Below are 22,276 nucleotides of genomic sequence, written 5' to 3' on the forward strand. Positions count from 1 at the left end.
GCAGCCCCCCGGGGGGGTCGACCCCCCTCCCCCCCGGTCCCGCGGGCACGGCGACGGGGCGACGCGCGCGGGCCCGGACGACCCCGGGCGCGGGGCTTGGGGCCCAGCCCGGCGGCCCGCATCGGCTCCGGTGATCGCTGCGTAGGGTGGTCTCACCCGAACAGCCCCCACCGAAGGGATGCAGGACGATGGCGATCCAGGTCGGCGACAAGGCCCCCGACTTCGAACTCAAGGACAACCACGGCCGCGCCGTGAAGCTCTCGGACTTCCGCGGCCAGAAGAACGTGGTGCTCCTCTTCTACCCCTTCGCCTTCACCGGTGTCTGCACCGGTGAGCTGTGCGAACTGCGCGACAACCTGCCCACGTTCGTCAACGACGACACGCAGCTGCTCGCCGTCTCCAACGACTCCATCCACACCCTGCGCGTCTTCGCCGAGCAGGAGGGCCTTGAGTACCCGCTGCTGAGCGACTTCTGGCCGCACGGCGAGACCTCGCGCGCGTACGGCGTCTTCGCCGAGGACAAGGGCTGCGCCGTGCGCGGCACCTTCATCATTGACAAGGAAGGCGTCGTGCGGTGGACCGTCGTCAACGACCTGCCGGACGCGCGTGACCTCGACGGCTACGTACAGGCGCTCGGCAGCCTGTGACGCGGTGCCCTGCGACCGACACGCGTTCGTTTCTTCGGTCCCAGGGCCTGCGGGGGGCGGGAACCCATTACTAGGATCGAGTCGTTGATCCGATATCCGACGACTCACGGGGCTCCCCGCCCCCGGACACACATGGAGGACTCGTGGGAGTCAGCCTCAGCAAGGGCGGCAACGTATCACTGACCAAGGAGGCCCCGGGCCTGACCGCGGTCCTCGTCGGTCTGGGCTGGGACGTCCGCACCACCACCGGCACCGATTTCGACCTCGACGCGAGCGCGCTGCTGCTGAACACGGCGGGCAAGGTCGGCAGCGACCAGAACTTCGTGTTCTTCAACAACCTCAAGAGCCCCGACGGCTCCGTCGAGCACACCGGCGACAACCTCACGGGTGAGGGCGAGGGCGACGACGAGGTCATCAAGGTCGACCTCGCGACGGTCCCGGCCGACGTCGACAAGATCGTCTTCCCGGTCTCGATCTACGACGCCGAGACCCGCCAGCAGTCCTTCGGCCAGGTGCGCAACGCCTTCATCCGCGTCGTCAACCAGGCCAACCAGCAGGAGATCGCCCGTTACGACCTCAGCGAGGACGCCTCCACGGAGACCGCCATGGTCTTCGGCGAGCTGTACCGCAATGGCGCGGAGTGGAAGTTCCGCGCCATCGGCCAGGGCTACGCCTCGGGCCTGCGCGGCATCGCACAGGACTTCGGCGTCAACGTCTGAGACGTGACCGCTGTGTCCGGTGCCGCTCCGTCCGGGGTCGGCGCCGGACCCGCAGGACAACCGGAGAAGCTCCACCCAGGGGAGGACCAGCAACATGGGCGTCACGCTCGCCAAGGGAGGCAATGTCTCCCTCTCCAAGGCCGCACCGAACCTCACCAACGTCATGATCGGGCTCGGCTGGGACGCGCGTTCCACCACCGGAGCCGATTTCGACCTGGACGCCAGCGCGCTGCTGTGCCAGGGCGGCCGGGTCCTCGGCGACGAGTGGTTCGTCTTCTACAACAACCTCAAGAGCCCGGACGCCTCGGTGGAGCACACCGGTGACAACCTCACCGGTGAGGGCGAGGGCGACGACGAGAGCATCCTGGTGGACCTGCCGAAGGTCCCGGCCGGCTGCGACAAGATCGTCTTCCCGGTCTCGATCCACATGGCGGACGAGCGCGGCCAGACCTTCGGGCAGGTCTCCAACGCCTTCATCCGGGTCGTCAACCAGGCGGACGGGCAGGAACTCGCCCGTTACGACCTCAGCGAGGACGCCTCCACCGAGACCGCGATGATCTTCGGTGAGTTGTATCGCTACCAGGGGGAATGGAAGTTCCGCGCGGTAGGACAGGGGTACGCGTCGGGGCTCCGGGGTATCGCTCTAGACTTCGGAGTCAACGTTTCGTAAAGCCGAGTACGGCGCGGGGGAAAATCCCCCTCAGACTGCGTCTGGGTGGGGACCCCCAACACACGATGGGGTAGCCAGTGCTTCTCAAAACCTTCGGCTGGTCGTTCGCGGTCACCGCGCTCGGCCTGGTCGCCGCGGTCCTGTACGGGGGGTGGACCGCATTCGGCATCGTGGCGATCCTGTCCATCCTCGAAATCTCGCTGTCGTTCGACAACGCGGTGGTCAACGCCGGGGTCCTGAAGAAGATGAATGCCTTCTGGCAGAAGATCTTCCTCACGGTCGGCGTGCTCATCGCGGTGTTCGGCATGCGGCTGGTCTTCCCGGTCGTGATCGTCGCGATCACCGCGAAGATGGGCCCCATCGAGGCCGTCGACCTCGCGCTCAACAACAAGGACCACTACCAGCAACTGGTGACCGACGCCCACCCGGCGATCGCCGCCTTCGGTGGCATGTTCCTGTTGATGATCTTCCTTGACTTCATCTTCGAGGAGCGGGACATCCAGTGGCTGCGCTGGATCGAGCGGCCGCTGGCCAAGCTCGGCAAGGTCGACATGCTGTCGGTCTGCATCGCGCTCGCCGTCCTGCTCATCACCGCCTTCACCTTCGCCGCCCACGCCCACCAGCACGGCGGCGCACACGCCGACAAGGCGCAGACCGTCCTGATCTCCGGCATCGCCGGTCTGATCACGTACATGGTCGTCGGCGGCCTGTCCGGCTTCTTCGAGGACCGGCTGGAGGACGAGGAGGAACGGGAGCAGGAGGAGGAAGAGGAGGCCGCCCGCACCGGCAAGAAGCGTTCGGCGGTCGTCCTGGCCGGCAAGGCCGCGTTCTTCATGTTCCTCTACCTGGAGGTCCTGGACGCGTCCTTCTCCTTCGACGGTGTGATCGGCGCGTTCGCCATCACGAACGACATCGTCCTGATGGCGCTGGGCCTGGGCATCGGCGCGATGTACGTCCGGTCGCTGACCGTCTACCTGGTGCGCCAGGGCACCCTGGACGACTACGTCTATCTGGAACACGGCGCCCACTACGCGATCGGCGCCCTGGCCGTGCTCCTCCTGGTCACCATCCAGTTCCAGATCAACGAGGTCATCACCGGCCTGGTCGGTGTCATCCTGATCGCTGCCTCCTTCTGGTCCTCCGTCCGCCGCAACCGCGCACTGGCCGCGGCCGAGGGCACCACGGACTCGGACGAGAAGGCCGAGGTCGCGTCCGGGGTGTGACACCCCGGGCGGTGAGGAACGCTCTGTGCGGGGCCGTCGACGCGTTCGGCCGCCCCGCACACGTCGGGCATGAGTACTGGGGGCGGGAATGGGCTTCTTCGACGGACTGCTGGGCGGGCGGGCGGCCGAGTTCGACTCGGGCAGCGCCGCCACCAACTCCATCCAGCTCACCAAACGGCACCAGCAGGTGTCCCTGAGCAAGCAGGACGCGGCCACGGGGCATCTGCGCGTCAACCTGACCTGGCGGATGCGCGAGGCCGACATGGGCGACGCGCTGCGCACCAGCCTGTTCCGGCACCCCTTCAAGGCGCTCAAGCCCCCGGAGGTCCTCGGACACGGGCAGAGCATGGTCAACGTCGACCTCGACCTGGGCTGCCTGTACGAACTGAGCGACGGCACGAAGGGCGTCGTACAGCCGCTCGGCGGCTACCTGGGGGACGTCAACGCACCGCCGTACGTCAAGCTGAGCGGCGACGACCGGTTCGGTTCGGCGTCCGGCGAGACGATGTACATCAACCTGGACCACCGGGACAACATCAAACGGCTCCTGGTCTTCGTGTACATCTACGACCAGACGCCGGCCTTCGACCGCACCCACGCGATCGTCACGCTCTACCCGAGCAACGGCCCCCGCATCGAGATAGGCCTGGACGAACGCCACCCACAGGCACGCTCCTGCGCCGTGGTGCTGATAGAGAACGTCAAGGGGGAACTACTGGTCCGCCGCGAGGTGCAGTTCGTGTACGGCTTCCAGGGCGAACTGGACCGCCTCTACGGCTGGGGCCTCCAATGGGGCAGAGGCTACAAAACCCAAACAGGCCGCTGACCCCCCCGGAACACCCCGCGCCCCAACAGGGGCACGAGGAACTAGGCAACCAGCCACAACGCACCCGCACCGACTGGATGACGGCCCCTTGGCCAGGGGCGCGGGGAACTGCGCAACGACCCCCGACGCACCCGCACTGACCTGACGGCCGGTCCCCTCATGGGGGCGCGGGGAACTGCGCGACCAGCCACGACGCACCCGCACCGACCCGACGACGGATCCCCTTATAGGGGCGCGGGGAACTGCGCGACCAGCCACAACGCACCCGCACCCACCCGACCACGCCCGCCCCCGGCCCTCGCCCCCGCCGGGCCCACCGCACCCTACCGGCTGATGAACTGCGGCCCCTGCGGCGGCAGCCGCACATCCGGCCCCGGCCCCGCCGCCACCACCGGCGGCGGATACCCGTACGCCGGCTGCGACGACTCCGCCTGCGGATACCCGTACGCAGACTGCGCAGACGTCGACTGCGGATACCCGTACACGGCCTGGGCCGGCACCGCACCAGCCGGCTGGGCCGGAACCGCGGCCGTGGCCGGAGCCGGAACCCCAGCCCCAGTCGCAGCCGCAGGCGGAACCGCCGCAGCCGGCACCGTCGGCTGCTCCGGAGGCAACGGCCGGGAGATCTCCGGCGCCCGTGAACCGGAATCCTGGCCCGCCTCCGACTCGTCCACCGAGATGCCGAAGTCCACGGCCAGGCCCTTGAGACCGTTCGAGTAGCCCTCGCCCAGGGCACGGAACTTCCAGCCCTCGCCGCGCCGGTACAACTCGCCGCAGATCAGGGCCGTCTCCGCACCGGTCTCCGGCTTGACGTCGAAGTGCGCCAGTGCCTCACCGTCGCCGGCCGTCGCGTCGTACAGCAGAATGCGCAGCGACTGTACGCGGTCGAAGGTGGCGCCGTCCGCCGAAGCGACCAGGAGAATCCGGCTCACAGCGGGGTCGACACCCGACAGATCTGTCTGGATCGTGTCGGTGAGGCCCTCGGCGACCCGTTTCTTGCCGAGCCGCCACACCTTCCCGGAGGGGTGCCGGGGCTGGTTGTAGAAGACGAAGTCCTCGTCGGAACGCACACGACCGTCGGGGCCGAGGAGCAGCGCCGAGGCGTCGACGTCGGGGATTCCCTGCCCGGACGACCAGCGCAGCACGGCGCGTACCGTCGTGGCCCCCAGCGGGACGTTCGACCCTTTCAGCATCGCGTGCGTCATGCGGTCATCCTGCCCTCTCGGACCTGGTCACGACAATGCGGGGGTCGGTCACGAGAATGCGGGAGGTGGCGGTGGCCGACACGGTCGGGTTACCTGAAATTCATGCCCGACGGGAACCTCAGGCATGAGTCCCTACGTACTATTACCGGCCACCCTTACAAGCAATCGACAGGATCACCTTGCGCCACGGGGGAGTTTATGCGTCATTTCGGGCACATCGCCCCTGAGGTGCGGCAGCGCCTCTTTCATCAGGAGCCGTGCGAGTTCACCGCCGACTCCTCGGCCCGGCTGCTCTCCGCGGCCCTGGGCGCCACGCTGTACAGCCCGGCCACCAGGCCGCGGCTCGCCGACGACATCGTCAAGCAGGCCGGACTCGGCGTGGTCTCGATGGTGCTGTGCCTGGAGGACTCGATCGACGACGCGGACGTCGTGGCCGGCGAGGAGAACCTCGTCCGGCAGTTCGCCGACCTGGCTTCCCGGCCGGAGGCGCAACTGCCGTTGCTGTTCATCCGGGTCCGCGTCCCCGACCAGATCCCCGACCTCGCGCGGCGGCTCGGCGCGAGCATCCGCCTGCTGTCCGGCTTCGTCCTGCCGAAGTTCACCGGGGAGCGCGGGCTCCTCTTCCTGGAGGCGCTGGCGAGCGCCGAGACGGCCAGCGGCAGACGGCTGTTCGCGATGCCGGTCCTGGAGTCGCCGGAGCTGCTGTACCGGGAGTCCCGGGTGCAGGCCCTGGAGGGGATCTTCCGCGCGATCGACAAGTACCGCGACCGGGTGCTCGCCCTGCGCCTCGGCGTGACCGACTTCTGCTCCTCGTACGGGCTGCGCCGGGCGCCCGACATGACGGCGTACGACGTCCAGATCGTGGCCTCCGTGATCGCCGACGTGGTCAACATGCTCGGGCGCGCGGACGGCACCGGCTTCACGGTCACCGGCCCGGTGTGGGAGTACTTCCGGGTCCCGGAGCGCATGTTCAAGCCGATGCTGCGCAGCAGTCCGTTCCTGGAGGGGCAGGCCGTCGAACTGCGTGAGAGGCTCATCGAGCACGCGATGGACGGGCTGCTGCGGGAGATCTCCCTGGACCAGGCCAACGGTCTGCTCGGCAAGACCTGCATCCACCCCTCCCATGTGCTTCCCGTGCACGCGCTGTCCGTGGTCAGTCACGAGGAGTTCAGCGACGCGCAGGACATCCTGCGGCCGGAACGCGGCGGCGGAGGTGTACTCCGGTCGGCCTACACGAACAAGATGAACGAGGTGAAGCCGCACCGCGCCTGGGCCGAGCGCACCCTGCTGCGTGCCGAGGTGTTCGGCGTCGCCAACGAGGACGTCGGCTTCGTGGAGCTGCTCGCCGCCGGCATACCCGGCTGAGCGCCCGCCACAAGGAACCCCATGGACCCCATGAACCCCACCACCCCAACGCCCACGGCCCCCCCTGGCCCCACGGGCCCCACCGGCCCCCCTGGACCTCCGGGGCCCCCGCACTCCCAACATCCCCCGCACTCCCAGCACCCCGAGCGCTCCGCGGCGAGCGCCGGGGCGTGGTCCGGCAGCTGGGTCACCGAGCGGCTCGGTGTCGAGCTGACGGGTGACGGCGCGCTGCACGGCCTGCTCGGGCTCGCCCTGCGCCGCAATCCCAAGCGGGCGCACCTGCTCGTCTCCAACGTCCTGGGCAAGCACGTGCCGCAGTCGCCGGCCGTGGTGTACGGCCACGGGGTCGCCCTCGGCCGCCGGGTGCGGGAACTGCTGGGCGAGGAGGAGGCCGCCGCCGCGGTCGTCGTCGGCTACGCGGAGACCGCCACCGGGCTCGGCCACTCGGTCGCCGACGGCCTGGGGCTCGCCCCCTACCTGCACTCCACCCGCCGCCCGGTGCCGGGGGTGGCGCGGGCCGGCGGTTTCGAGGAGACCCACTCGCACGCCACCACGCACCTGCTGCTGCCGGAGGATCCGGGGCTGCTGGTCGGTGACGGCCCGCTGGTGCTCGTCGACGACGAGTTCTCCACCGGTAACACGGTCCTGAACACCCTTCGTGACCTGCACGAACGCTATCCGCGCCGACGTTATGTGGTGGTCGCCCTGGTCGACATGCGCGGCCCGGCCGACCGCGCGCGGCTGGCGGACTTCGCCCGGGAGGCGGACACCCGCGTGGACCTGGTCGCCACCGCCTCGGGCGCGCTGCGCCTCCCGGCCGGGGTCCTGGAAAAGGGCCGCGAACTGGTCGCCCGCCACGACCCGCCCGCAGCGACCCGCTCCGCGCCGGACGGAACTCCTTCGGATGCGGATGCGGATGTCGACGCCGGTGCCGGTGCCGGTGCCGTCACCGATCAAGGCGCCACCACTGCCGACGCCGCTCGCACCCCCGTCCCCGATGCCACTCCCGCTGCCACCCCCGGCCCCGTAACCCCCTCCGTCACCCCCGGCCCCGTAACCGCCGGCCCCGCCCCCGGCGTTACCAGCCCCGTAACCGCCCCCGTCACCGCCGCCCCCGGCGTTACCAGCCCCGTAACCGCCCCCGTCACCGCCGGCCCCGTCGTCGCCAGCCCAGTAGCCGCCCCCGCCGCCCCCGCCGCTTTCGTGCCCGCCGGGCTCACGGTCCCCTTCAGCGTCGCCGCCGTGTCCGAGTGGGTGGGGCGGGGTCAGGCGGGGCGGGTCGAGTTGCGTTGGCCGCACGGGCTGCCCGACGGCGGACGGCACGGATTCACGCCCGCGCACCGCGCCCGCCTGGAGCGGGCCCTGCCCGCCATGGCCGCCCGGGTCGCCGAGGCCCTGCCCACGGGCGCCCGGCGCGTCCTGGTCCTCGGCTTCGAGGAGCTGATGTACGCGCCGCTGCGGCTCGCCCGCGAACTGGAGCAGGTCGTCGCCGCCGAGGTGCGCTACTCCACCACCACCCGCTCGCCCGTCCTCGCGGTCGACGACCCCGGCTACGCGATACGCAGCCGCCTCGTCTTCCCCGCCCACGACGGCCCGGCCGACGGCCCCGGCGAGCGCTACGCCTACAACGTGGCGGGCGGCGGCTTCGACACCGTGGTGGCCGTCGTCGACTCGGTGGCCGACACCCCCGAACTGCACGCCCCGGACGGCCTGTTGGCCCGGCTGGGCGCGCACGCCCCGCACGTCCTGCTCGCCGTCGTCCCCTCGTACGTTCCCGAGCCCCTGTACGTCCCCGCCTCCTGCGAGGAGAGATCCGCCATGCTGTCCGAGCCGCTGCGCGGCCCCGCCTTCTCCTCGTACGCACCCGACGAGGTCGGCTGGCTGCTCCAGGACCTCTCGGACGTGACGCTGGAGGCGCCGACCGAGGAGCGCGAGGAGGCCATCCAGAGCGGCGGCGCGCACTACGCCGAGTCGCTGCCGGTCGAGTACCAGCCGAGCGAGCAGTACCAGGAGCTGTTCCAGGCGGCCCTCGACGCCACCGCCGGCCGGCTGGCGCGTGCCGTCGGCGTGGTCACCGAGACGGTCCTCGCCGAACTCCCCCACTCCCGGCCTCGCTCGAACGGGGGGACCCCCGTCCCCCGCCCGGTCCTGGTCTCCCTGGCCCGCGCGGGCACCCCGGTCGGCGTGCTGATGCGCCGCTGGGCGCGCTTCCGGCACGGGGTCGACCTGCCGCACTACGCCGTGTCGATCGTGCGCGGCCGGGGCATCGACGCCAACGCGCTGCGCTGGCTCGCCGCCCACCACGACCCGCGGGACGTCGTCTTCGTCGACGGCTGGACCGGCAAGGGCGCCATCACCCGTGAACTGGCCGCGGCGGTCCGGGAGTTCGAGGAGTCCGACGGCATCACCGGCTTCGACCCGGAGATCGCGGTACTGGCCGACCCGGGCTCCTGCGTACGGACCTACGGCACCCGCGAGGACTTCCTCATCCCGTCCGCCTGCCTCAACTCCACGGTGTCCGGGCTGATCTCGCGTACGGTCCTGCGCGCCGACCTGGTCGGGCCGCACGACTTCCACGGTGCGAAGTTCTACCGTGAACTCGCCGGCTCGGACGTCTCGGTGGCCTTCCTGGACGCGGTCTCCGGATGCTTCCCCGAGGTCACGGACGCGGTGGCGGCGGCGGTGAAGGAACTGGCCGCCACCGACCGCACCCCGAGCTGGGCGGGCTGGGCCGCGGTCGAGCGGATCAGCGAGGAGTACGGCATCCACGACGTGAACCTGGTCAAGCCGGGCGTGGGCGAGACCACCCGGGTGCTGCTGCGCCGGGTGCCGTGGAAGATCCTCGCCCGGTCCGGCGCGGGCGCCGACCTGGACCATGTGCGGCTGCTGGCCGAGCAGCGCGGCGTACCGGTCGAGGAGGTCGACGGACTCCCGTACACCTGCGTGGGGTTGATCCACCCCAAGTTCACGCGGGGCGCCACCGGTGCCGACGGCAAGGCGGTGACGGTCTGATGCCGGTGCTCGTGGCCAGCGACCTCGATCGCACCCTGATCTACTCCGCGGCGGCCCTCGCGCTGACCATGCCGGACGCCCGCGCGCCCCGGCTGCTGTGCGTGGAGGTGCACGAGAGCAAGCCGTTGTCCTATCTGACGGAGACCGCGGCCCGGCTGCTCGCCGAGTTGGGGGACGCGGCCGTGTTCGTGCCGACCACCACCCGCACGCGCAAGCAGTATCTGCGCATCAACCTGCCGGGCCCGGCGCCGACGTACGCGATCTGCGCCAACGGCGGGCACCTGCTGGTGGACGGCGTGTCCGACCCCGACTGGCACGCACGGGTGACGGCGCGGCTCGCCGACGAGTGCGCCCCGCTGGACGAGGTACGGGCGTACCTCGCGAAGACCGCGGACCCGGCGTGGGCGCGCAAGCACCGGGTCGCCGACGACCTGTTCGCCTATCTGGTCGTCGAGCGCGAGCTGCTGCCCGAGGACTGGGTGAAGGAACTCGCCGTGTGGGCCGAGAGCCGGGGCTGGACGGTCTCCCTCCAGGGGCGCAAGATCTACGCCGTGCCGAAGCCGCTGACCAAGAGCGCGGCCGTGCGCGAGATCGCCCGCCGTACCGGTGCCGAGCTGACGCTGGCCGCCGGTGACTCGCTGCTCGACGCCGATCTGCTGCTCGCGGCGGACCGCGGCTGGCGGCCCGGACACGGGGAACTGGCCGATTCCGGCTGGACGGCGCCCGCGGTCAGCGCCCTGCCGGACCGCGGGGTACTGGCCGGGGAGCGCATCCTGCGCGAGTTCCTGCGGGCGGCTCGGCAGGGCTCGTAGCCCTGCCGGCCCGTTCGGGGGCGTCAGCCGCAGCAACCCCCGCCGCAGCAGCCACCGCCGCCCCCGGCACCGGCCCGGGGCGCGGCGGACGGCGCGGACGCCGAGCCGCCCACGGCCACGGTCGACAGCAGCTTCACCGTGTCGTCGTGGCCCGCGGGGCAGACGGCGGGGGCGGCCGACTGGGCCATCGGACGGTTCAGTTCGAAGGTGTCGCCGCAGCTCCGGCAGCGGTACTCGTAGCGAGGCATGCGCCCAGGCTAACCGGCGCGGCCACCGGCGGCCGAGACCTCCGCCGGTTCTTTGCGCCGCCGGGCCGAACGCGCCGCCGCCTGCGGTCGCGTCCGTCTCCTTCGACGGCGCCCGCCGTCTTCTTCGGCCGGGTCACATCCGGCGTGTCGTGCCGGGCCCTGCCGGGCCCGGACCCGGTCCGCTCCGCTGTTCCAGTTCCGGCGCGTCGTCCGCTCCGTGCGTCGGGCCGGCCCTGCGGGCCTCCAGCTCGGCCTCCTCGGGGTGGCGGGCCCGCCAGTACGGGCTGTCGTGCGGCAGCGTCGAGCCGACCCTGCCGTACATCCCGAACACCATCAGCAGGATGCCGACCACGAAGCTGAACAGAACGTTCTGGATCTTGAAGGCGAGGTAGTTGTAGTCCGTCTCCAGCAGCGCGAGGTGCACGAAGCCGCTGAGCAGGAACAGGATTCCGAACGCCATGTTCAGCGTGGACGCGAAGTTCCCGCCGATCACCATGCCGACGAACAGCAGCACCCCGACGCAGATCGACAGGACGCTGAGCGAGCCGTTGGTGTTCAGGCCCAGCGTGGTGCCGCCGCCGGTGTCGAAGAAGCCGATGTGGTTGGCGAGGCCGAGGATGCCGAAGGCCACCAGGAACAGACCCATCAGGCCCGCGCCGATCCGGTAGACCTGGTTCAGCCGGTGGTCGAGTGGCAACTGTTCGTCGAAGTGGATCCGGCGCCGCTCCGGGGGCGGTGAATGTGTGGCCATGTCCGCCTCCCTGGGCGTGTGCGACGGGCCTACATATCACCCAATATCCGCCCAGCCGGCCCCACCGGCAAACGCCTCGTCTCAGTGGCCGGGCGTGCCGCGTTCCTCGCGGATGCGGGAGACCACGCGCGCCACCGTCTGCCGCACCGCCTCGGTCTCGGTCAGGAAGTGCCAGTAGTCGGGGTGGCGCCCCTCCAGGGCGCCGATCGCCCGCTCCAGCCGCGCCACCGAGTCGTCCAGCGGCCGGGCGTCCCGCGGATCCGGGGTCGACCGGCCCGTCATGGCCAGCCGCTGCGCGTCCCGGATCGCGAACCGGGTCCGCTCGATCTCCTGCTGCGGGTCCTTCTGCACGGCGTTCAGCCGGGTCAGCCGGTCACCGGCCGCCGACACCGCCTCGTCCGTGCTGTTCAGCAGCGCCCGTACGGTCGACAGCAGCGACCCGGCGTCCGACCAGCGCTGCGCGTCCCGGGCGGCCCGCGCCTCCCGCAGCTTCTGCTCGGCCTGCCGTACGTTCTCGACGGCCTGCGCGGGCACCTGCTGGAGGTCCTGCCAGCAGGCCGCCACGAAACGGCGGCGCAGCTCGCTCAGGATCGGGTCGACCTGTCCGGCCCGGGTGGTCAGGGCCTGTGCGCGGGTCCGCAGACTCACCAGCCGGTGGTCGATCTCGGCGGCCTTCTCCGGCAGCCGCTCCGCCTCGGCCCGGATCGCCTCGGCCTCCCGCGCCACCCGCTCGGCCCGCTCCAGCGTCGGCTGCACCCCGTGCTGCCCGGCGCCCTGGTTCAGCTTGGTCAGCTCGGGGGAGAGGGCGGCGAGCCGGGCGGCGAGGTCGTCCGCCGTCAGCCCGGTCCCGCGGACGGCGTCCAGCGCGTTCGAGGCGGCGAGCAGCGCCTGCCGGGCCCGCTCCACGGCGGGTGCGATCCGGGCCAGTTGGGTCTCGGCCTTGCCGAGCAGTGGCCCGAGGCCCTCGCCGAACCGGTCCAGCTCCTGCTTGACGCGGACCAGTTCCTCCTTGGCGGCGGTCAGCTCGCCGCGCGCCCGGGAGGCCGCGGACGCCTCCAGATCGTCCCGGTCGAGGTCGTGGGCGTCGACGGCCTCGATGTAGCGGTGGCTCGCCTCGTCGATGCGCCGGCTGATCGCCTCGAAGTCGGTGACGGCGCGCCGGGCCGCGGGGGAGTTGTCCACGGCCGTGATCGTCTCGATGGAGATCCTGAGGTCACGCTGGGCCGTGTCGAGTTCGTAGAACGCGGCCGCCGCGGCGTCCTTCGCGGCCTGCGCCTGGGCCCGCTGGCCGTCCGCCCGCCCGCCGAACCAGCGCCGGGTGCCGCCGCCGGCGTACGCCGCGGGCACCGCGAGGACGGCGAACAGCGGCAGACCCACCAGGGTGAGGACGTCCCGGAGGGCCGAGGGGCCGCGCCGGGGCCCGGCGAACGGCGGGTACGGCTGCGATGGTGTCGTCGCCGGTGTCGCCGTCACATCCCTCTCCCGTGCTGCGCCGCGTCCTCGGTGGTGTCATTCTCCCACCCGTGAAGGACGAACACACGGGCCGGTCAGTTCGCGGTTCGCACCGTGATCTTTCCGTCGTGGGTGCGGGCGGTGACCGAGTGGGCGCTGGAGTCGTCGCGCGGCACGGACACGTCGACCGAGCCGTCGTCAGCGCCGGTCGTCACCCGGTACGCGGCGTGCGGCAGCCCAATGGTGACGGAGCCGTCGTCGGTGCGGGTGTCCACCAGGTCGGGCACGGCGCCCAGCCGGAGGTCGACCGAGCCGTCGTGGGAGGTCGCCCGCACCCGGGGCGAGGACACCTCCGCGTGCACCGAGCCGTCGTCCGTACGCAGCTCCAGCGGGCCGGTGGTGTCGGTGACGTGCACGGAGCCGTCGTGCGTACGGATGTCCAGCGCGTCCTTGAAGCCCTGCGCCCGCACGCTGCCGTCGCCGTCCGTCACCTTGACGGCGATCCCGGGCGGCACCTCGACGCGGTGCTTGGCCGAGCAGTCGGCGACGATGCCGGAGCACTTCATCCGCAGCACCAGCCGGTCGTCCTTCATCGACCAGGTCACCCGCGGGTCGCTGCCGATCAGGACCGACCCGTGGAACCAGCGCGTGACCTTCACCGTGCCGGCCTCGGCCGGGTCCGCGGCGACGATCTCCAGCGACGAGTCGTCGGAGTCGACGGTGAGGGTGCGTCCGTGCAGCGCGAAGGAGCGGTGCTCGGGATTCTTGTCGTCCGCGGCGGAGCCGCCGCAGGCGGTGGCGGTGGCGACGAGCACCACGACGCCGCCGACGGCGGCGGCCACACGGGCGGGAACGGTACGGGTCATGACTGGGACTCCCCCTGAGCCGGACGCTGTGGATGCCACGACCGTACGCACCCCCGCGCACCATCACGATCCAGCCCACTACCGCATCGGAGGTGGGGCCAGCCCCCGTCCGGCGCGCGCGCACGACCTCGCCGGATACGGGTTTGCGGCGCAGCCCCTCGGGCAATGTAGGCTGTCGACCCGTCCGGGTGCGTAGCTCAGGGGTAGAGCGCCTGCCTTACAAGCAGGATGTCGGCGGTTCGAAACCGTCCGCGCCCACCGGTAGAGAAGGCCCTGGTCAGCCAGGGTTTCGCGGCCCCTCGGAGTGATCTTCGGGGGGCCGTTTCCATGACGCCTGCTGTGCGTCGCTCCGGGCGGCGGGAGAAGGTGGTGGGTATGGCCGGGACGAGACCTGTGGTGATCTATCCGCCCGACGAGGACGGCGGGCGGCGGGTGCGGGTGGACGGGGAGATCCTGGGACGGGCGTTCAGCGTGCAGGACATCGCCCGGTTCATGCAGCAGGCCGGACTCCAGGGCTGGGACGAGATGGATGTGGTCCGGTCCGAGCTGATCGAGTGGCGGGGCGGCGGCCCCGACACGTGGACGCGCTGACACGGGCGGCGCTGCGGTCCGCCCTCAGCGACGAGATCCTGGACGGGATCGACGCCATCGTGCCCCCGGGTACCGACGTTGCGCGGCTCGACATGGCCTACGCCCGCCCGCCGTCCGGCAGGCCGCGCTCCGCCGCCGCCCGCCCGCGGAACGCACCGCCGCCCGACCCGCGCCGTCGGCGTCCGCCTCGGGTCGTCAGGTCCGGGTCGGTGGCGCACTCATCGCTGCCGTCAGGAACGTGATCGCCCATCGCCGGGCCGCCTCGCCCGCTACCGGGGACGCGCAGCCGGGGGAGGGCTGCTGGTGGGCCTCAAGGCGGTCCACGACCGTCACGGCAAGGATCCCGCGCATCCGGAACCACAGCTCCTCCGGGGACAGGCCGGGCAGTACGCGCGCGAAGGCTTCGAGGTAGCGCTCGCGGAGCGAGTTCTCGGCCGGGCCGGTCCAGCTGCGTGCCTCCTCGGCCGGGTCGCTGAGGATCGTCACGATCAGCCGGGACCTCCGGGCGCCGCCCGCGTCGTCGGCCGGCATCTCGTCGAACAGCGGCCCCGCGAATGCCTCCACCAGTTCGCCGACCGATGGGTCGGGGGTCCGGGCGAGCAGTTCGTCGAGCCCGGCGCACTGGGCGGCGTTGACGGGCTCGCTCACGCGGCGGGCGACTGCGGCCATCAGCTCCGCCTTCGAGCCGAAGTGGTAGCCGACGGCGGCCAGGTTCGCTCCGGCGAGTGTGGTGATCGCGCGGACCGAGGTGCCGCGGTATCCGTGCTCGGCGAAGAGGTGCTCGGCCGCGTCGAGGATCTGGGTGCGGGTGTCTGGGGTCGCCACACAAGGGACTCTACATATGTTTGAATGAAACGAACGTATGAGTCAAACGAACGTGTGAAAGAGGGCTGTCATGAAACTGCTCGTGTACGGCGCCGGGGTCTGCGGCAGCCTGTTCGCCGCCCGCATGCACGAGGCCGGCCACGACGTCTCGCTCCTCGCCCGGGGCGAGCGCCTGACCGCCCTGCGCCGGCACGGGGTGCAGCTCGCCGAGGAAGGCGGCCCGGCTGTCAGGCGGGTGCCGGTACCGGTGATCGGGCACCCGGTCGGCGCGTACGACCTGATCACCGTCTTCGTCCGCACCCACCAGGTGGACGCGGTGCTGGAATCACTCGCCGGTGTCCGAGGTGACGTACTGTTCCTGCTCAACTGGGCAGCCGGCCCGGAGACGCTGGGTGCGGTGATCGGCCACGAGCGGGTGCTGCTCGGCTTCCCCGCGGCCGGCGGCACGATGGACGGCGACGTGGTCCGCTACCGCAAGACCAATGTCATCACCCGCCGGGTCGCGATGCCGATCGGCGAGCCCGACGGCCGTACCACCCCGCGACTGGAGCGGATCGTGGAGACGTTCCGTACCGCCGGGATCAACGCCAAGGCCGAGCCGCAGATGGATGCCTGGCTCAGGACGCACGCCGCGTTCGAGGTCCCGCTCGGTCAGGCGGTACACGCGGCGGGCGGCCCGGTGGCGCTGGCCGACGCTCCGGACGCGGTCCGCGGCATGCTCCACCTCATACGGCAGAACCTCGCCGCGCTGGAGGCGCCGCCGGTACCGCGCGCGTTCGCCGCGTTGCGGGCTCTGCCGCGAGGGCTCCTCGTGGCCGTGCTCCGGCGCTTCCTCAAGAGCCCGACGGCCGTGCACAGCGGACTCAGCGACCTCTCGCCCGCCACGGCGGCCGAACTTGAGCGGCTGGCCGAACAGCTCCGTGCCCCTGCGGGAGCCCGCTGAGCGTCCCGGCTCCGTACCTTGCGGGAGCCCGCTGAGCGTCCAGGGGCGCGGCGAAAACCTGCGGCCCCCGCCCGGGTCAGCCGATGTGCACCCGGATCGTGCCGTCCGCCGCCCGCTCCGGGCGGACCCCGGTCAGGTCGTTCACGACGACGTCCGGCCCGTGCGCCTCGGCGCGCGGTCCCACGCCCACGACCCGCATGCCCGCGGCGCGGCCCGCGGCGATGCCGGCGCCGGAGTCCTCGAAGACCAGGCAGTCGGCGGGCGCGACACCGAGTTCCGCGGCACCCTTCAGGAAGCCCTCCGGGTCGGGCTTGCTCGCGCCGACCGATTCGGCGGTGATCCTGAGCTCCGGCAGGTCCAGCCCCGCCGCGGCCATCCGCACCGTGGACAGGGCGACGTCGGCCGAGGTCACGAGGGCGTGCGGCAGCCCGCGCAGGGCCCGCAGGAAGGCGCCCGCGCCGGGGACCTCGATGACACCCGCCACGTCGGCGGTCTCCTCCGCCAGCATGCGGGCGTTGTCGGTGAGGTTCTGCTCGACGGACCGGTCGGGCAGCAGCAGGGCCATCGAGGCGTGCCCCTGCCGCCCGTGCGCGACCTTCATCACCTCGTCGCCGTCCAGGCCGTTCCGCTCGGCCCAGCGGCGCCAGATGCGTTCGACGACGGCGTTGGAGTTGACCAGCGTGCCGTCCATGTCGAGCAGCAGGGCGCGGGCGGTGAGGACGGTGGACGGCATCGACGGCTCCAAGCGGGACGGAAGGTCGGGACGGAAGGTCGGGACGGAAGATCGAGGGGGACGGGCCCCGGAACGGACGAGGTTCCGTGAGGTCGCCCCGGAGGTTCCGGAGGACACCCCGGACGACCCCGGACGACCCCGGACGATCGGACCCCCGGTGGCACAAGGCGGCCCCGCCCGCCGGTCAGGGGAAGCGGACGGGAGCCACTTTGTTTGTCTACGGTACAAAACCGATCCGGTGTCTCGCCAGCACCCCCCGCGAGCGTTCACCGGACGTTCAGTTCGTCCGACGTCATCGCGCCCGCGTCGGCGGCCCGGCGGCAGCGGGCCCGCCGCCCCGGGATCCGCCGTCGTCAGGCCACCGCCTCCCACAGGCTCCACACGCCCAGCGCCAGCATCAGCACGGCCGCGATCCGTGTGATCAGCGTCAGCGGCACCCGCTTCATCAGCGCCTTTCCGCCGACGATGCCGAGCCCGGCCACGGCCCACAGCGCCAGCACCGCGCCCAGGCCGACGGAGAGCGGGTTGTCGTAACGGGCCGCGAGGTTCGCGGTCATGATCTGGGTGAGGTCGCCGAACTCGGCGACCAGGATGAGCATGAAGCCCGTCCCGGCGACCTTCCAGAAGGACTGGTTCTCCGGCTGCCGGATGTCCTCCTCGCCGTCGTCCTTCTTCAGCAGCAGTACCGCCGCGCCGCCGAGGAAGAGGACACCGGTCAGCGCCTGGACGATCTGGTGCGGCAGCAGGGTGAGCACGCTGCCCGCCGCGACGGCCAGCACGACGTGCAGGGTGAAGGCGGCGGCGACGCCCGCGAAGACGTACGAGGCACGGTAGCGGGTGCCGAGGACGAGGCCGGCCAGCGCGGTCTTGTCCGGTAGCTCGGCGAGGAAGATGACGCCGAAGACGAGCGCCGTCACGGTGATGCTGATCAAGGTTCCTCAATCGGTCGGGGGCCGCCCCGCCGAGAGTGTTCCTGCTTCGCGATCACGACACCCCGGCACGGCAGTCCACGTGGTACCCGTGCCGTCGGGCACGGGCGTGCACTGCTTGCCGAAGGTCTCGCTGGCCGGCCCCGTCTCCGAGGTCCGCCTCCGGGCGCCGGCTCGGACGAGCTGAGCAGTGTGTCGACGACCCCGGCGTAGAGCTACTCCCCTTCGCGCCAGTCATCGTACGCGAGGAAAAGTTCGACCGTAAACCTTGTCGTGTCATGTACGCGTCACTAACTTCTTACCGGGCGCACACCCGAGCGCAACGCCGGGCCGCGAGCATTCCTTCGCTCGCGCTCCAACATCCCCACCCCTCAAGGGAGTTCGCATGCCCAGGTTCTACGCGCGTCGACAGATCAGCATACTCGGCGCACTCACCGCTCTCATAGCCTCCGTCGCGCTTTTCAACTCCCCGGCCGCCTCCGCCGCGCTCCCCACCCCGGTCAGCGGCGCCACCGCCCGCAGCTACCTCGCCCAGCTCACCGTGGCCACCGAGAACCGCACCGGCTACGACCGCGACCTCTTCCCCCACTGGATCACCATCAGCGGCGCCTGCAACACCCGCGAGACGGTCCTCAAGCGCGACGGCTCGAACGTCGTCACCGACTCCTCCTGCGCCGCCACCAGCGGCAGCTGGTACTCCCAGTACGACGGCGCCACCTGGACCGCCGCCTCCGACCTCGACATCGACCACCTCGTCCCGCTCGCCGAGGCATGGGACTCCGGCGCGAGCAAGTGGACCACCGCCCAGCGCCAGGCGTTCGCCAACGACCTGACCCGTCCGCAGCTCATCGCCGTCACCGACAACGTGAACCAGGCGAAGGGCGACCAGGACCCGGCCACCTGGGTGCCGTCCCGTACCGCCTACCGCTGCACGTACGTCCGTGCCTGGGTCCAGGTGAAGTACTACTACAACCTCTCCGTGGACTCCGCCGAGAAGAGCGCGCTCACCAACTACCTCAGCGGCTGCTGATCTCCGCCCCGGCGGCTGCCGATCACCGGAACCGCTCCGCACCGGCCTCCGTCGTTCCGTACCGTACGGGACGACGGAGGAGGGTGATCGTGACCGAACTGCGCCTGGGACCACTGCTGAGGTACGCCGACGGCTCGTCGGCGACCGTCTGGGTGGAGGCGAGCCGCCCGTGCACGGCCGAGGTGCGCTGCCCCGACGGCGCGGGCGGCACGGCCCGCACCTTCCAGGTCGCGGGCCACCACTACGCCTTGGTCCCGGTGACCGGCCTGACCCCGGGCACGGCACCGGAGTACGAGGTGTTCCTGGACGACACCCGCGTGTGGCCGCTGCCCGACTCGCCCTTCCCGCCCTCGGTCATCCGCACGCCCGCCGCCGACGACACCGTGCGCATGGCGTTCGGTTCCTGCCGCTGGGCCGCGCCCCCCGCCGACGGGCACGACCGGGTCGGCCCCGACGCCCTGAACTCGCTCGCCCTCCGACTGGCCGCCGCCCCCGACGCCGAGCGGCCCGACGTCCTGCTGCTGCTCGGCGACCAGGTGTACGCCGACGAGACCTCCGGCGCGATCCGCCGCCGCATCGCCGCCCGCCGCGGCCTGGACGATCCCCCGGGCAGCGAGGTCGCCGACTACGAGGAGTACACCTGGCTCTACTACGAGTCCTGGCTCGACCCCGAGGTGCGCTGGCTGCTGTCCACCGTGCCCAGTTGCATGATCTTCGACGACCACGACGTGATCGACGACTGGAACACCTCGGCCGCCTGGCTCGCCGACATGCGGGCCACCGACTGGTGGCGCGAGCGGCTGCTGAGCGGCCTGATGTCGTACTGGGTGCACCAGCACCTCGGCAACCTGTCCCCGGCCGAACTCGCCGCCGACCCGCTGTACGCCGCCGTGCGCGAGACCCCCGACGGCACCGACCTGCTGCGCGCCTTCGCCGCCGAGGCGGACGCCGATCCCGCGTCGGTGCGCTGGAGTTACCGCCGTGACTTCGGCCGGGTCCGGCTGCTGATGGTGGACACCCGGGCCGCCCGGGTGCTCGACGAGAACGGCCGCGCGATGCTGGACCCCGGCGAGGCGGCCTGGCTGCGCGACCAGGCGCTGGCCGACCGGGGCTCCTGCGACCACCTGTTGATCGGCAGCTCGCTGCCCTGGCTGCTGCCGCACCTGGTGCACGACGCCGAGACCTGGGACGCGGCGCTGTGCCGGGGCGAACGCGGGCCGCGCTGGGCGCGGTTCGGCGAGGACCTGCGCCGCCGGGCCGACCTGGAGCACTGGGCGGCCTTCCCGGACTCCTTCGCCGCCCTGGCCGCGCTGCTCGCCGAGGCCGGTTCCGGACCCGGGGCACCGGCGACGGCCCTCGTCCTGTCCGGGGACGTCCACCACGCGTACGTCGCCGAGCCGTCCTGGCCCGCCGGCCCGCCCGACGCCCGGGTCCTCCAGCTCACCTGCTCCCCGGTGCACAACTCCATCCCGCTCTCGATCCGGCTCGGTTTCCGTTTCGGCTGGAGCGCGGCGGCGCGTGTCCTGGGCCGCCGGTTCGCCCGGCACGGCCGCTGTCCCAGGCCGCCGGTGGACTGGCGCAGGACGGGCGGCCCGTGGTTCGGCAACCAGCTCATGACGCTGACGCTGACCGGGCGTTCGGCCCGGCTGCGGCTGGAGCGGGCCCGCCGGGACGGGAAGCTGACGACCGTGCAGGAGTCCGCCCTCACGGGGTCATGAGGGGTGGCCGGGGGCATAGCCCTTCACATGGGCCGGACAGGTCCATACCTCGACACCGGGTCCGCTTCCGGTGTCGATCCACTCGACGAGTACGGCTTCGGTGGTCTCGCGCAGGCAGCGTGCGCAGACCCGGACCCGGGCCGGGGTCCTGTTCTCGGGTGCCTGGTGGGTCATGCGGTCGCCTCCGCGGCGGTGCGGGTGGGGGTGAACGCGGAGAGGGGGAAAGGGGCGCCTTCGTAGGTGTAGGGGTAGTCGACGCCGAGCGCGGCGAGGGCTGCGGCGCGTCGTCGTTCCCGGGTGACGGCCGAGTGGCGGGGCGTCGTTTCGGTGCGGACGTAGGGGCGTACGAGGCGTGTTTCCTCACCGCGCAGGGGGGCGCGGCGGGCGCGGACGTGGTCGGGGACGGGTGTGGACCAGGCGTACGCCCTGGGACTCTGGTCGGGGGGTTGCGGAGGGGCGGGGGGCGGTACGGCGGTGAGGAGGTAGCGGGCGCTGTGGCGGCCGGGCCGACGGCGGCGGGGGCGGCGGGGGGTGAGGACGGAGAGCGTCCGGGAGAAGGCGCGGGCGACGGTGTCGCGGATGGTCGTGGCGGTGCTGTGGGTCATCGGCGGGGTACGCCCCAGTCGGCCAGGCGTTCCGCGACCCAGGTGTGGTTGACCTGGAAGGAGCGGGCGAGGGAGGTGATGGACTCGCCGTCCTGGTAGCGGGTGGTCACGTCGGTGCGGTGGTCGGTGAACTCGGCTTGTGCGGCCTGTACTTCGGTTGTCGTGCGGCGGGGCGTGCGACCGCGGAAGAGGCGGTGGGCGGGGCGGCGGTGCAGGTGGGCCTCGTAGCGCTGGCGGCGCGGGACGCCCCATTCGTCGAGGCGGAGGGCGAGCCAGTGGGGGGTGACGCCGTACGCTTCGGCGATCCGGGCCAGCGGCTCACGGGCCCGGTAGCGTTCGACGATGGTGTCCTTGTCGTCCCGGGCGGCCTGGCGTGCGGCGGCTCTCCTGGCGGGGGCCGGGGTGTCGGCGGGCCGGACGGAGAGGGTGAAGGTGCAGCCCGCGTCGGGGATCCGGACGGCCAGCGCGCGCCCGGCCCTGATCTGCTCGTGTGCGGCGCGCTGCTCGGTGGGGTCGGTGGCCCAGGCGCGGAGTTCGGCGGGGCAGTCGGGCACGGGTACGGGCGCCGTGCGCATCGCCGGCCGCACCCACGCCGAGTGCTGCGGATCGGGATCGAGCCGGTCCGCGATCCGCAGGGCTTCGCCGCGCAGCCAGCGCAGCGCGAGTTCCGGGGAGGCGGTCAGGGAGGTGCCGAGGCTGTACTGCGTGGTCCCGGCAGCACCGAACACCGGGCCCGTGGCCCGCACCTCCGCCTGGTAACGGGCCGCAGCGGTCACAGCACCTCACCCCGGCTGCGGGCGTTGGCGCGGGCGGTCTCGGCGCGCAGCCGCTGCGCGGGGCTGGCCGGGTGCGCATCGGCCGGGGCAACGGTCCACTCCCGCCCGCCTGTTACGGCGCGCAGATACCAGAGCCCACCCAACTCACCTCGAAATTCGCCGACTTGTTCGTCCGCGTCCACCATGAGAGTGCCAGTGGGGGGTGCGTGTGGGGGGATTTGTGGCTGGTTGGGGTCGTTCTTGACGGACACGACAACTCCTCTCCGTAGCGAATCCACTACCAAGGGAAATCAGCGTGACCTACAGTGTGGACGTCTTCAACTTGCGTCA

Annotated in this window: 24 protein-coding genes and 1 tRNA gene; 13 read left to right on the top strand and 12 right to left on the bottom strand. The window is 71.8% G+C overall.

Translation table 11 applies throughout. From position 1 onward, the window contains the following. The first annotated feature begins 188 nt into the window (after positions 1–188). From ACFC09_RS11420 to ACFC09_RS11440, 5 genes are all read left to right on the top strand, one after another. The gene (locus ACFC09_RS11420; protein WP_376525978.1) at positions 189–647 is read left to right on the top strand and encodes a peroxiredoxin; all 459 of its coding nucleotides are present in this window, start codon (positions 189–191) and stop codon (positions 645–647) included. 143 nt (positions 648–790) lie between these two features. Continuing rightward, on the top strand, positions 791–1,366 hold the full coding sequence (locus ACFC09_RS11425) for a TerD family protein (protein WP_376525980.1): 576 nt from the start codon (positions 791–793) through the stop codon (positions 1,364–1,366). A gap of 94 nt (positions 1,367–1,460) precedes the next feature. Further along, entirely contained in the window at positions 1,461–2,036 is a 576-nt protein-coding gene (locus ACFC09_RS11430) for a TerD family protein (protein ID WP_376525982.1), read from the top strand. A 77-nt stretch (positions 2,037–2,113) separates the two neighbouring features. Continuing rightward, a complete protein-coding gene (locus ACFC09_RS11435; protein WP_376525983.1) occupies positions 2,114–3,259 on the top strand; it encodes a DUF475 domain-containing protein in 1,146 nt (381 codons plus the stop codon). An 88-nt stretch (positions 3,260–3,347) separates the two neighbouring features. Next, positions 3,348–4,085: a Tellurium resistance gene (locus ACFC09_RS11440; protein WP_376525985.1), complete on the top strand. Its 738-nt coding sequence runs from the start codon at positions 3,348–3,350 to the stop codon at positions 4,083–4,085. Between the two features lie 323 nt (positions 4,086–4,408). Here the strand turns inward: ACFC09_RS11440 and ACFC09_RS11445 are convergent, their stop codons facing one another. Further along, positions 4,409–5,290 (bottom strand): TerD family protein, encoded by an 882-nt coding sequence (locus ACFC09_RS11445; protein WP_376525987.1) that lies wholly within the window; start codon positions 5,288–5,290, stop codon positions 4,409–4,411. A 198-nt stretch (positions 5,291–5,488) separates the two neighbouring features. On the opposite strand from ACFC09_RS11445, the gene ACFC09_RS11450 reads away from it, so the two are divergent. Genes ACFC09_RS11450 through ACFC09_RS11460 form a run of 3 tightly spaced genes read left to right on the top strand, consistent with a single transcriptional unit; the run spans position 5,489 to position 10,479 of the window. Beyond that, entirely contained in the window at positions 5,489–6,655 is a 1,167-nt protein-coding gene (locus tag ACFC09_RS11450; RefSeq protein WP_376525989.1) for an HpcH/HpaI aldolase/citrate lyase family protein, read from the top strand. Positions 6,656–6,676: 21 nt separating this feature from the next. Further along, positions 6,677–9,667, top strand: a complete 2,991-nt coding sequence (locus tag ACFC09_RS11455) for a phosphoribosyltransferase domain-containing protein (protein ID WP_376525991.1) — start codon at positions 6,677–6,679, stop codon at positions 9,665–9,667. Further along, entirely contained in the window at positions 9,667–10,479 is an 813-nt protein-coding gene (locus tag ACFC09_RS11460; protein WP_376525992.1) for an HAD family hydrolase, read from the top strand. Before ACFC09_RS11455 ends, ACFC09_RS11460 begins: the two co-directional genes overlap by 1 nt. 23 nt (positions 10,480–10,502) lie before the next feature. Here ACFC09_RS11460 and ACFC09_RS11465 read toward each other — a convergent pair whose 3' ends face one another. From ACFC09_RS11465 to ACFC09_RS11480, 4 genes are all read right to left on the bottom strand, one after another. Continuing rightward, on the bottom strand, positions 10,503–10,727 hold the full coding sequence (locus ACFC09_RS11465) for a zinc ribbon domain-containing protein (protein ID WP_376525994.1): 225 nt from the start codon (positions 10,725–10,727) through the stop codon (positions 10,503–10,505). Between the two features lie 133 nt (positions 10,728–10,860). After that, entirely contained in the window at positions 10,861–11,478 is a 618-nt protein-coding gene (locus tag ACFC09_RS11470; RefSeq protein WP_376525996.1) for a DUF4383 domain-containing protein, read from the bottom strand. An 81-nt stretch (positions 11,479–11,559) separates the two neighbouring features. Next, positions 11,560–12,951 carry a hypothetical protein gene (locus ACFC09_RS11475; protein ID WP_376525998.1) on the bottom strand — a complete coding sequence of 464 codons (1,392 nt, stop codon included), beginning with the start codon at positions 12,949–12,951 and terminating at the stop codon, positions 11,560–11,562. Positions 12,952–13,025: 74 nt separating this feature from the next. Next, entirely contained in the window at positions 13,026–13,796 is a 771-nt protein-coding gene (locus tag ACFC09_RS11480) for a DUF4097 family beta strand repeat-containing protein (RefSeq protein WP_376526000.1), read from the bottom strand. A gap of 186 nt (positions 13,797–13,982) precedes the next feature. On the opposite strand from ACFC09_RS11480, the gene ACFC09_RS11485 reads away from it, so the two are divergent. Together ACFC09_RS11485 and ACFC09_RS11490 are read left to right on the top strand one after the other, a co-directional pair. Beyond that, positions 13,983–14,054, top strand: a tRNA-Val gene (locus ACFC09_RS11485). Positions 14,055–14,171: 117 nt separating this feature from the next. Beyond that, positions 14,172–14,387, top strand: coding sequence for a hypothetical protein (locus ACFC09_RS11490; protein ID WP_376526002.1), 216 nt, complete (start codon positions 14,172–14,174; stop codon positions 14,385–14,387). Between the two features lie 195 nt (positions 14,388–14,582). Here ACFC09_RS11490 and ACFC09_RS11495 read toward each other — a convergent pair whose 3' ends face one another. Further along, on the bottom strand, positions 14,583–15,212 hold the full coding sequence (locus ACFC09_RS11495) for a TetR/AcrR family transcriptional regulator (protein WP_376526004.1): 630 nt from the start codon (positions 15,210–15,212) through the stop codon (positions 14,583–14,585). 70 nt (positions 15,213–15,282) lie between these two features. Here ACFC09_RS11495 and ACFC09_RS11500 point away from each other — a divergent pair, with 70 nt between their 5' ends. Then, entirely contained in the window at positions 15,283–16,155 is an 873-nt protein-coding gene (locus ACFC09_RS11500) for a ketopantoate reductase family protein (protein ID WP_376526005.1), read from the top strand. 76 nt (positions 16,156–16,231) lie between these two features. Here ACFC09_RS11500 and ACFC09_RS11505 read toward each other — a convergent pair whose 3' ends face one another. Next, positions 16,232–16,888, bottom strand: coding sequence for an HAD-IA family hydrolase (locus ACFC09_RS11505; RefSeq protein ID WP_376526007.1), 657 nt, complete (start codon positions 16,886–16,888; stop codon positions 16,232–16,234). A gap of 353 nt (positions 16,889–17,241) precedes the next feature. Beyond that, the gene (locus ACFC09_RS11510; protein WP_376526009.1) at positions 17,242–17,820 is read right to left on the bottom strand and encodes a TMEM165/GDT1 family protein; all 579 of its coding nucleotides are present in this window, start codon (positions 17,818–17,820) and stop codon (positions 17,242–17,244) included. A 382-nt stretch (positions 17,821–18,202) separates the two neighbouring features. Between ACFC09_RS11510 and ACFC09_RS11515 the strand changes: the two genes are divergently transcribed. Together ACFC09_RS11515 and ACFC09_RS11520 are read left to right on the top strand one after the other, a co-directional pair. Beyond that, a complete protein-coding gene (locus tag ACFC09_RS11515) occupies positions 18,203–18,847 on the top strand; it encodes an HNH endonuclease family protein (protein WP_376526010.1) in 645 nt (214 codons plus the stop codon). Positions 18,848–18,936: 89 nt separating this feature from the next. Further along, positions 18,937–20,565, top strand: a complete 1,629-nt coding sequence (locus tag ACFC09_RS11520; RefSeq protein WP_376526012.1) for an alkaline phosphatase D family protein — start codon at positions 18,937–18,939, stop codon at positions 20,563–20,565. Here ACFC09_RS11520 and ACFC09_RS11525 read toward each other — a convergent pair. From ACFC09_RS11525 to ACFC09_RS11540, 4 genes are read right to left on the bottom strand one after another with little or no spacing between them, the layout of a single operon-like run. After that, positions 20,560–20,739, bottom strand: coding sequence for a hypothetical protein (locus tag ACFC09_RS11525; protein WP_376526014.1), 180 nt, complete (start codon positions 20,737–20,739; stop codon positions 20,560–20,562). The genes ACFC09_RS11520 and ACFC09_RS11525 overlap by 6 nt on opposite strands. Further along, positions 20,736–21,170: a hypothetical protein gene (locus ACFC09_RS11530; RefSeq protein ID WP_376526016.1), complete on the bottom strand. Its 435-nt coding sequence runs from the start codon at positions 21,168–21,170 to the stop codon at positions 20,736–20,738. The genes ACFC09_RS11525 and ACFC09_RS11530 overlap by 4 nt, the downstream gene beginning before the upstream one ends. Continuing rightward, entirely contained in the window at positions 21,167–21,946 is a 780-nt protein-coding gene (locus ACFC09_RS11535; protein ID WP_376526018.1) for a hypothetical protein, read from the bottom strand. The genes ACFC09_RS11530 and ACFC09_RS11535 overlap by 4 nt, the downstream gene beginning before the upstream one ends. Then, positions 21,943–22,197, bottom strand: coding sequence for a hypothetical protein (locus ACFC09_RS11540; protein WP_376526020.1), 255 nt, complete (start codon positions 22,195–22,197; stop codon positions 21,943–21,945). Before ACFC09_RS11540 ends, ACFC09_RS11535 begins: the two co-directional genes overlap by 4 nt. Positions 22,198–22,276: the final 79 nt, after the last annotated feature.

Source organism: Streptomyces sp. NPDC056161 (genome assembly GCF_042268025.1).
In the GTDB taxonomy this organism is placed as follows: domain Bacteria; phylum Actinomycetota; class Actinomycetes; order Streptomycetales; family Streptomycetaceae; genus Streptomyces.

Excerpts from the sequence above, each read along its gene's own strand:
- ACFC09_RS11445 (WP_376525987.1), bottom strand. The coding sequence starts at position 5,290 with ATGACGCACGCGATGCTGAAAGGGTCGAACGTCCCGCTGGGGGCCACG.
- ACFC09_RS11450 (WP_376525989.1), top strand. The coding sequence starts at position 5,489 with ATGCGTCATTTCGGGCACATCGCCCCTGAGGTGCGGCAGCGCCTCTTT.
- ACFC09_RS11470 (WP_376525996.1), bottom strand. The coding sequence starts at position 11,478 with ATGGCCACACATTCACCGCCCCCGGAGCGGCGCCGGATCCACTTCGAC.
- ACFC09_RS11505 (WP_376526007.1), bottom strand. The coding sequence starts at position 16,888 with ATGCCGTCCACCGTCCTCACCGCCCGCGCCCTGCTGCTCGACATGGAC.
- ACFC09_RS11430 (WP_376525982.1), top strand. The coding sequence starts at position 1,461 with ATGGGCGTCACGCTCGCCAAGGGAGGCAATGTCTCCCTCTCCAAGGCC.
- ACFC09_RS11420 (WP_376525978.1), top strand. The coding sequence starts at position 189 with ATGGCGATCCAGGTCGGCGACAAGGCCCCCGACTTCGAACTCAAGGAC.
- ACFC09_RS11515 (WP_376526010.1), top strand. The coding sequence starts at position 18,203 with ATGCCCAGGTTCTACGCGCGTCGACAGATCAGCATACTCGGCGCACTC.
- ACFC09_RS11440 (WP_376525985.1), top strand. The coding sequence starts at position 3,348 with ATGGGCTTCTTCGACGGACTGCTGGGCGGGCGGGCGGCCGAGTTCGAC.
- ACFC09_RS11525 (WP_376526014.1), bottom strand. The coding sequence starts at position 20,739 with ATGACCCACCAGGCACCCGAGAACAGGACCCCGGCCCGGGTCCGGGTC.
- ACFC09_RS11460 (WP_376525992.1), top strand. The coding sequence starts at position 9,667 with ATGCCGGTGCTCGTGGCCAGCGACCTCGATCGCACCCTGATCTACTCC.
- ACFC09_RS11455 (WP_376525991.1), top strand. The coding sequence starts at position 6,677 with ATGGACCCCATGAACCCCACCACCCCAACGCCCACGGCCCCCCCTGGC.
- ACFC09_RS11490 (WP_376526002.1), top strand. The coding sequence starts at position 14,172 with ATGGCCGGGACGAGACCTGTGGTGATCTATCCGCCCGACGAGGACGGC.
- ACFC09_RS11500 (WP_376526005.1), top strand. The coding sequence starts at position 15,283 with ATGAAACTGCTCGTGTACGGCGCCGGGGTCTGCGGCAGCCTGTTCGCC.
- ACFC09_RS11480 (WP_376526000.1), bottom strand. The coding sequence starts at position 13,796 with ATGACCCGTACCGTTCCCGCCCGTGTGGCCGCCGCCGTCGGCGGCGTC.
- ACFC09_RS11530 (WP_376526016.1), bottom strand. The coding sequence starts at position 21,170 with ATGACCCACAGCACCGCCACGACCATCCGCGACACCGTCGCCCGCGCC.
- ACFC09_RS11465 (WP_376525994.1), bottom strand. The coding sequence starts at position 10,727 with ATGCCTCGCTACGAGTACCGCTGCCGGAGCTGCGGCGACACCTTCGAA.